This window comes from Mycetohabitans endofungorum (assembly GCF_002927045.1).
Taxonomy (GTDB): Bacteria; Pseudomonadota; Gammaproteobacteria; order Burkholderiales; family Burkholderiaceae; genus Mycetohabitans; species Mycetohabitans endofungorum.
This window is the reverse complement of sequence record NZ_PRDW01000033.1, coordinates 1-7,047: the sequence shown is the minus strand read 5'-3', so window position 1 is coordinate 7,047 and position 7,047 is coordinate 1. Positions and strand designations below refer to the sequence as shown.

Sequence of the window (7,047 nt, the reverse complement as noted above, 5' to 3'; positions counted from 1 at the left end):
AGCGACGAGCGAGCGCAAGAAGGATGCTCTTGACAAGCTGATCGCCGCACACGCGATTGCCCTGGACGTTATTCTCGTTACCAACAACGAGCGCGACTTTGCCAACTATCCCGGTATCAGGCTCGAAAACTGGCTCAACAAGTAGAAAACTCCAACATGTTTATTAATCTCGGAATTTGGAACGAAGAGCCTCGCCACGACAATGGGAGTGAACAAGGTACGCGCAAATTCCTATCATAATCCTTGAAGTTATGAAATTCGCTCGACTTATGTTCGAATTACCATAAGCGTCTAGCCGCCTAAATGCCAGAGCACCGTTGCAATGCCAGTGCTGCCTCATCAAGGGCCTGGATGCATCGGATTGATGGCGTTTTGCTTGGTCTCGCGGGGCGAGCGCTGCGTTGAACTACTGTCGCTGCATGCGGCATCCAGTGAGCCGCAAGCCTCGCCGTGGCGGCTTCCCGATCGCAGGTGCTTGGCAAAATGGTGCATCGTGGTCGAGGCCGACGGATGCAATTATGCTATTACTTAGGGGCTTTCCCGTCATACCGCAATCCGTCTCGCGCGGGCGGTGCGACGGGCATTGCATGTCGCGCTGCAAGATAGGCATTGACTTTGACGCTCCCAGCAGCGCCAGGCAAGAAGCCGAGCTTGAAGCGACGCAACAAGTCTTTGATGCCTCGCAAAACATATTGGCAAAATGCTCGTCTATTGCCCTCACTCGCAAGTGAAATTGGCTATCCTTCCGCTTGCGGGAAAAATTTCGCTTCACGTCCGCTATCGCCCGCTGCCGTACCATATACGATGATTACACCAACTGGTAATGTCCGGCACAACATGCGGTTTGCCTGAATCGACATGCCGCGTCCGTCGCGGTGATGCAGAAAAGAAAAAACGCCCCCTCCGGCGAAGTGCAAGGCGAGCATTTTAAGGAAAGTCACGTCATGTTTCTCTCGTGGCAGGAAATGGTGGCAGCGCTGACGCCCAAACGGCTGGATGACTTTGCGTGAGACAAGGGCTGGCCTGATGTGGGACATTCACGGCCGGATGCCGCCCACACGAACGTAATGATTTAGCCGTCGCTGCTGGAGCGACCGCGCAACAAAGTGCTAGGTACGTTGCTACTCATTATGTATGGTGTCTGGCAAGGGCAGGTGAGCTATTTATCGTCCAGCGTCTGGTCGCTTCGTTCTCGTAAGACGCTGCGCAGCTCGGGCGAGCGCAGTAGCGCCGGCCACCGACACGTCGAGCGCGCGGTGAAGGCCCTTTTGTCCTGCTAAGAAAAAAGTTCGGAATGCGTGCCAGCTCGGACGAAGATCACTAAGCCATGCTTGCCGATATCAGCGAGCTTATAAATAAGCAGAAAATCGCCCCAACGTGACACTCCCGGTGATTGTCCCACTCTCCCGCAAGCGAGTGATCCAACCACTCAGCAGCAAGCGGGCCATCATTGGCAACAAGCAACGTCATGACCTCTTTCAACCGGTTCATATCGTACCGGCCCGAGTAAGACAGACGTTGCCAGTCCTTGAGAAATGCTTTGGTGTAATCTGACGCGCGCGGTAGAGTGGCCCGCTTACTTTCGGGTGTTCTTTTCAAGGTCATTCATCAAGGCGTCAGAAGTTGCGAAGCGAACGTGGCGGCTCTCGATGATTTCGCGAGCTTCAGCCATGGCGGCACGGCTGGCCGCATTGGGCGCTTGGATCGCAAAGGGCAGCGCTTTGTCTGCCACGATGCGCGTCAGGAAGACTCGAATGGCATCAGAGACAGTCAGCCCCATCGAGGCTAACGTTTGCGCAGCCTGCGCTTTGACGGTTTCGTCAATACGAATGTGAACCATTGTCGTTGTAGCCATTGCGACCTCCTATCATGTGAGATACATTGTATCTCACCAAGCGATGGCCAGCAAGACACACTGTGTTTTTGATTGGGGTAGCTTCTTAGTGCGGAAAATCATACGGCAAGCGGCCTCACTTCTTAGTGCACGCGGTGCTGCGAGCAGTGAGCAGCTTTTTCAACCCTTTCACCGACACGCATTCGTCAGGGGCTGGGTAGCCGAACAATTCGATGAGCGAGAGGTCAGGGAGTCGTTTAGTCGGATTGATTGGGATGCACTGGCGCATACCCGATCCGGCAAGGCTAGCCAACAGCAATCTACACTGATTCCGCGTCAAAACCGTGGTAGCCACAATGTGGTGCGCACCATAACATTAGATGAATATAAGCGGCTGGCCCGTTATCTTGGTCGCCTGCCGACCAGTGCTCTCCGGAGCGATGATGATTCGAGGCCTGCCCGAGATCGGCTATGGGCTGACCTATGCTTGCTAACCGGCCTGCGGCCACATGAGCCTTTGTATAAAAAGCGAATGTCGGTGACGGCGTCACGGCGTCTTTTTGAGCGCACGCGTGGGCGGGCGCGGCCGCCCAATCGGGCCGGTGGCCCGACCCGATGCGGTCTTGGTGGGTGTGCGTTGCCGCACGCGCCGCGCTTTTTCAGCGTCGGCGGTCACGCGCTGCAGCGCGGCTAAGCTGCCTTCCAGCACGCCAATTTGCTGGCGTGCGTCCCCCAATTGCGCTTGTAGCGCTTGCCGCTCAGCGCGGCGCTGCGCGTCACTCTCGTCAGCGCGTCGCACCGCCGCATCCCGTTCCTTGATCAGACGCGCGCTGGTGCGGCGCTCATGCTCGGTCTCCAAGAGCGCGCGCTTTTCGGCCGCTTGCAGCCGCGCTTCGGCGCGCGCGGTGTCGGCCCGCAGCTTATCGAGTTCGCGGGCAAAATCGGCGCGCGCTTGGGCGAGTGCGGCGTCCCGCTCCTGTGCATCGCGTTGCAAACGCTCGACTTCCGTGTGCAGTGTCTGGCGCGCTGCTTCAGCCGCCGCAAGCGCGGGCTCCAGTTCCTGCAGGCGTGCCTGCGCAGCGAGCAGCGCCGCGTGGTGCGTCTCGAGCATGCGCTCGGCGTGCGCCGCGGCCTCTCGGGCGGCGGCCACCTCGGCGGCGGCCGCGTCACGCTCGACACGCACCTCGGCACGCATGTCTTCTAGCGCCGCGTGCGCGGTGGCCGTGGCTCGCTCCCACAGCGTCGCGATGAGCGTGCCGGCGGCGTCGCGCAGCTCGGTGGGCAAATCCGGATGGTCAAGCTTGACACGACTTTTTTCACGCAGCTCGCGCCAGAACTCGGCGAGAACCTCGGTGGGCGTGCCCATGCTGCCCTTGCGCACCAGTTGGTACAGGCGGTTCGCGGTGGGGGTGATGCCAAAATGAAAGAACAATAGCGCGCACACTTCGCGATACAACTCGCGCGTATTCGGATGCGCGGCCTTCAAGCGCGCGATCTCGGTGGCCAGCGCCGCGTCAGGGGGCAGGGCATCGCTCATCACAGTTTCCGTGAAAGATTTTCTTGAATAATACTACGTAATACATTAAATATCTAACACATTTGCCGCACTACACGACATTACGCCTATAATGTCGTGTAGCATAAACCAACGTCGTTTGTTGTTTAACCCCCGCCCTGGGAGCGCCCCACCCATGCCCGTCACCCCGTTCACCGCCGTGCAACCGGTCGAGACGCTCGTGTTGCCCGAGCGCCTGGACGGGCGCGACGGCACCAATCGCGGCACGCCCGAGACGGCGCAGCTCGCCGCGCGCCACGACCTGGACGCCGTGCGCGCCTGGCTATCCAATTACGCCGACACCCAAACTACGTTCGAGGCCTACCGTAAGGAGGCCGAGCGGCTCATGCTGTGGGCCGTCGTGCAGCTCGGCAAGCCGCTGTCGTCGCTCACGCACGAGGATCTACAACAATTCAACGCGTTTCTGGCCGACCCGCAGCCCGCAAACCGCTGGGTGTCGGCCACCGGGGGTAAATATGCTCGCAGCGATGCCCGCTGGCGGCCCTTTAATGGCCCGCTGTCCGCAGCGAGCCAGCGGCAAGCGCGGGTGATCCTCAACGGCCTGTTCACGTGGCTGGTGGACGCCGGCTACCTGCGCGGCAACCCGATGGCGCTACTGCGCCAGCGCGCCAAGCGCTCGGCGCCGCGCATCACGCGCTACTTATCCGTGTCGCTGTGGGACGAGGTCAAACACTTTGTCGAGCAGCTGCCCCAAGAAACGGCCGCGCAGCGCGCGTACGCTGCGCGCTGTCGCTGGCTGACCACGCTCTTTTATCTGCAAGGTCTGCGCCTCTCCGAGGTCGCCCACGGCACCATGGGCGACTTCTCCCGACGCCTGGGCCCGGACGGACAGGACCAGTGGTGGCTCGAGATCGTGGGTAAGGGGCAACGCGCGCGGCGCGTGCCCGCGTCGCCAGAACTGATCGTCGAGCTGGCCCGCTACCGGCAGGCGTGTGGCCTGCCCTCGCTGCCCCGCCGGGCCGAGGACACGCCGCTGATCGTGCCCTTCCGTGGCCCGCGCCGCGGCCTGTCGCGCTCCGCCCTGCATGACGCGATCAAGCGGATCTTTCGCGACGCCGCGTCATGGCTACGCGCGCGCGGGCCCGCCTTCGCCGATCGGGCCGACGAACTGGTGCGTGCGTCGGCGCATTGGCTGCGACATACGGCCGGCTCGCATCAGGCTGACGCCGGCCTCGATCTGCGCACGGTGCGCGATAACCTCGGGCACGTGTCGCTGACCACGACGAGCTTGTATCTGCACGAGGAAGAGGACACGCGGCACCGCCAGACGGTGCGCGGCCATCGGATGAACTGGAGCGACCAAGAGCCGGTCGAGCCCCCTGCTCGGGAGTCACAGCGCTAATTGCCGGCTCGCTGCGCTTGCGGTGCGAATCTAGCGTGAACCCGTGCCTCAATGTGTTCACGACCGCCCCCCACTCTTTAAATGGACAGTAGTTTAACGCGCCTGCCCTACAGCCCATTGCCCAGCCAACCGAGTGACGCGATAACGTGATCTCCTACGCCAAGCCCCGAATCGGCACCTGCACCATGACGGCGACTGACACCACCGTGAGAATGAAACACGGTTCCGATGACAGGCGCACACTTTAACTATGACTACCAGTAACTTTTAAGTTACAATAAAGAATGACTGAACTGCTGCGATATCGACAAGAGAACGGACGCGAGCCCCTGACAGAATGGCTTAATGGGCTACGCGACCGCGTTGCGCAGGCGCGCGTGCGGCTTCGACTGCGTCAAGTGCAAGCAGGCAACTTCGGAGACTGTGAGCCGGTTGGAGAAGGAGTGCTGGAATTGCGTGTACACGTCGGTCCTGGTTACCGGGTCTATTGTGGGCGGCATGGCAATGCGCTCGTGATCCTGCTGTGCGGCGGCGATAAGCGTTCGCAAACGGCAGATATCCGGCGTGCGAAGGAATACTGGATTGACTGGAAGCGGAGGCAAGCGTGACGAAGGCAAAGGCAACCGTGTCACATCACGAGCGGGAAATCGCGGAGCTGCGCGCCGATCGTGATCTGGCCATTGAATACTTGAAAGCGGCGATGGAATCACTCGATAATCCGAAAGAGCGTGCCGGCGCTCTACTAGCGCTGCGCACGGTCGCGGAAGTCTATGGCGGATTAGCATGGGTTGCGGCCGAGGCAGGAATCACGCGCGAGGCGCTTTATCGCGCGCTTTCACCGAAAGGCAATCCCACCTTGAAAACCTTGCTGGCCGTACTGAAGGTGGTCGGCATGCGCCTGTCAGTGGAACCAGTAGATCATGCGCACGCGTAACCGTCAGCGCTTTAGCTCAGCAGTTCTGGGTTCGCGCACTCGAAGCCGCCTACTCGAACACGCGTGAGCTGTACCGCGGAATGTATGCGATGATGTTCTTTCGTTTCGGCGGATGTATCAGGAAACTTGTGTGCCGAGGTCGGTTAAAAGATCTCAGCTTATGGCGTTCGTAAACCGGTCGCCGAACAGAATGGCGAACTGATTGACGGCTTGCCGCCAAGTGATAGGCGGCATCTTCCAATCCTTTTCGATGTTGCGCAAGGCCAGATACAACAGTTTGCTGGCGGCTTCGTCGCTCGGGAAGTGGCCGCGGTTCTTCACAATCTTGCGCAGAGCTCGTGTTAGTTATTGGCTGCTCCTGCGACCCGCCCAACGGCCCGCGATGGCGGAGAAGCTGCGCCGCGCGAGCCCACACTGGATGCGGCACACTTACGCGTCACATGCGCTGGCCCGAGGCGCCGAGCTGATCATGGTGCGCGACAATCTGCTCCATTCGTCAACCTCGACGACGTCGATCTATCTGCACAGCGACGAAGTGCAGCGAGCCCGGCGGTTCGATCAGGCGTTTGAGGCGCGAAAGGCCTAAAATAATATGAGCGCGTCGATCGCAAATTGGCCAAATGAGGCGGCCTGGTGACGAACGAGATCACGATTGTGCCGGAGCAACGACCAAAGTTATTGCAATGGGATACACGATTCGAATATTTCTGATCACGCCGGACGAGGGCGTCCTGAAGATCGGAATGACGCGCTACTGGAACATGCTCGGTGCTCCGGATAGTCATCGCCTGCCGGAGTTTGCAGATCAGCGCTGCGCCTCGCGCACCTGACCATTGAGCTGATGGATCGCAAGCCCATGCACGTGGTCAATCGGGATTTTGTGATTGTCACTTTTGATGCGCGGGGCCGTCTCAATGTCGATCAAATCAAGCACAACAGGGAGCACTGCGAAAGTTGTCGATGCCGCGACCCGCTTTACCGTACAAAGCAGTCAATGGATGCCAACACCTGCCTTGATCCAGGCCCTTGATGAGGCAGCACTGGCATGCAACGGTGCTCTGGCATTTAGGCGGCGAGACGCTTATGGCAATTCGAACATAAGTTAAGCGAATTTCATAACTTCAAAGCTTACGATAGGAATTTACACGTACCTTCCCCCCTTATCGTGAAGGCTCTTCGTTCCAAATTTCGAGATTAATAAACATGTTGGAGTTTTCTACTTGTTGAGCCAGTTTTCGAGCCTGATACCGGGATAGTCGGCAAAGGCGCGCTCGTTGTTGGTAACGAGAATAACGTCCAGGGCAATCGCGTGTGCGGCGATCAGCTTGTCAAGAGCATCCTTCTTGCGCTCGCTCGTCGCT

At 59.4% G+C, this 7,047-nt stretch carries 10 protein-coding genes and 2 pseudogenes; 6 read left to right on the top strand and 6 right to left on the bottom strand.

Annotation, left to right across the window (positions count from 1 at the left end; translation table 11 throughout):
• Nucleotides 1-145 (top strand): PIN domain-containing protein (locus B0O95_RS14940; protein WP_146064111.1); only part of this gene is annotated, 145 nt, incomplete at its 5' end.
• A gap of 592 nt (nt 146-737) precedes the next feature.
• Here B0O95_RS14940 and B0O95_RS14930 read toward each other — a convergent pair.
• The 4 genes from B0O95_RS14930 to B0O95_RS14915 form a co-directional block, all read right to left on the bottom strand.
• Nucleotides 738-941, bottom strand: coding sequence for a hypothetical protein (locus B0O95_RS14930; protein ID WP_233203445.1), 204 nt, complete (start codon nt 939-941; stop codon nt 738-740).
• Between the two features lie 379 nt (nt 942-1,320).
• Nucleotides 1,321-1,605 (bottom strand): type II toxin-antitoxin system YafQ family toxin, encoded by a 285-nt coding sequence (locus B0O95_RS14925; RefSeq protein WP_233203443.1) that lies wholly within the window; start codon nt 1,603-1,605, stop codon nt 1,321-1,323.
• Nucleotides 1,577-1,855 (bottom strand): type II toxin-antitoxin system RelB/DinJ family antitoxin, encoded by a 279-nt coding sequence (locus tag B0O95_RS14920; RefSeq protein ID WP_013428592.1) that lies wholly within the window; start codon nt 1,853-1,855, stop codon nt 1,577-1,579. The genes B0O95_RS14925 and B0O95_RS14920 overlap by 29 nt, the downstream gene beginning before the upstream one ends.
• A 526-nt stretch (nt 1,856-2,381) precedes the next feature.
• A complete protein-coding gene (locus tag B0O95_RS14915; protein WP_104078548.1) occupies nt 2,382-3,371 on the bottom strand; it encodes a DNA-binding protein in 990 nt (329 codons plus the stop codon).
• Between the two features lie 154 nt (nt 3,372-3,525).
• Between B0O95_RS14915 and B0O95_RS14910 the strand changes: the two genes are divergently transcribed.
• From B0O95_RS14910 to B0O95_RS14900, 3 genes are all read left to right on the top strand, one after another.
• A complete protein-coding gene (locus B0O95_RS14910) occupies nt 3,526-4,752 on the top strand; it encodes a tyrosine-type recombinase/integrase (protein WP_104078547.1) in 1,227 nt (408 codons plus the stop codon).
• A 284-nt stretch (nt 4,753-5,036) separates the two neighbouring features.
• Entirely contained in the window at nt 5,037-5,360 is a 324-nt protein-coding gene (locus B0O95_RS14905; protein ID WP_104078546.1) for a type II toxin-antitoxin system RelE/ParE family toxin, read from the top strand.
• A complete protein-coding gene (locus B0O95_RS14900; RefSeq protein WP_104078545.1) occupies nt 5,357-5,686 on the top strand; it encodes a helix-turn-helix domain-containing transcriptional regulator in 330 nt (109 codons plus the stop codon). Before B0O95_RS14905 ends, B0O95_RS14900 begins: the two co-directional genes overlap by 4 nt.
• 153 nt (nt 5,687-5,839) lie before the next feature.
• On the opposite strand, the pseudogene B0O95_RS14895 reads toward B0O95_RS14900, so the two are convergent.
• Nucleotides 5,840-6,019, bottom strand: a pseudogene (locus B0O95_RS14895) (IS256 family transposase); the annotation flags it as partial.
• Between the two features lie 34 nt (nt 6,020-6,053).
• Here B0O95_RS14895 and B0O95_RS16825 point away from each other — a divergent pair.
• Both B0O95_RS16825 and B0O95_RS15960 read left to right on the top strand, forming a co-directional pair.
• A pseudogene (locus B0O95_RS16825) lies at nt 6,054-6,272 on the top strand (tyrosine-type recombinase/integrase); the annotation flags it as partial.
• A 97-nt stretch (nt 6,273-6,369) separates the two neighbouring features.
• On the top strand, nt 6,370-6,516 hold the full coding sequence (locus tag B0O95_RS15960; protein WP_158249518.1) for a hypothetical protein: 147 nt from the start codon (nt 6,370-6,372) through the stop codon (nt 6,514-6,516).
• Nucleotides 6,517-6,902: 386 nt separating this feature from the next.
• Here the strand turns inward: B0O95_RS15960 and B0O95_RS14885 are convergent.
• A partial coding sequence (locus B0O95_RS14885) for a PIN domain-containing protein (RefSeq protein WP_146064110.1) occupies nt 6,903-7,047 on the bottom strand: 145 nt, incomplete at its 5' end.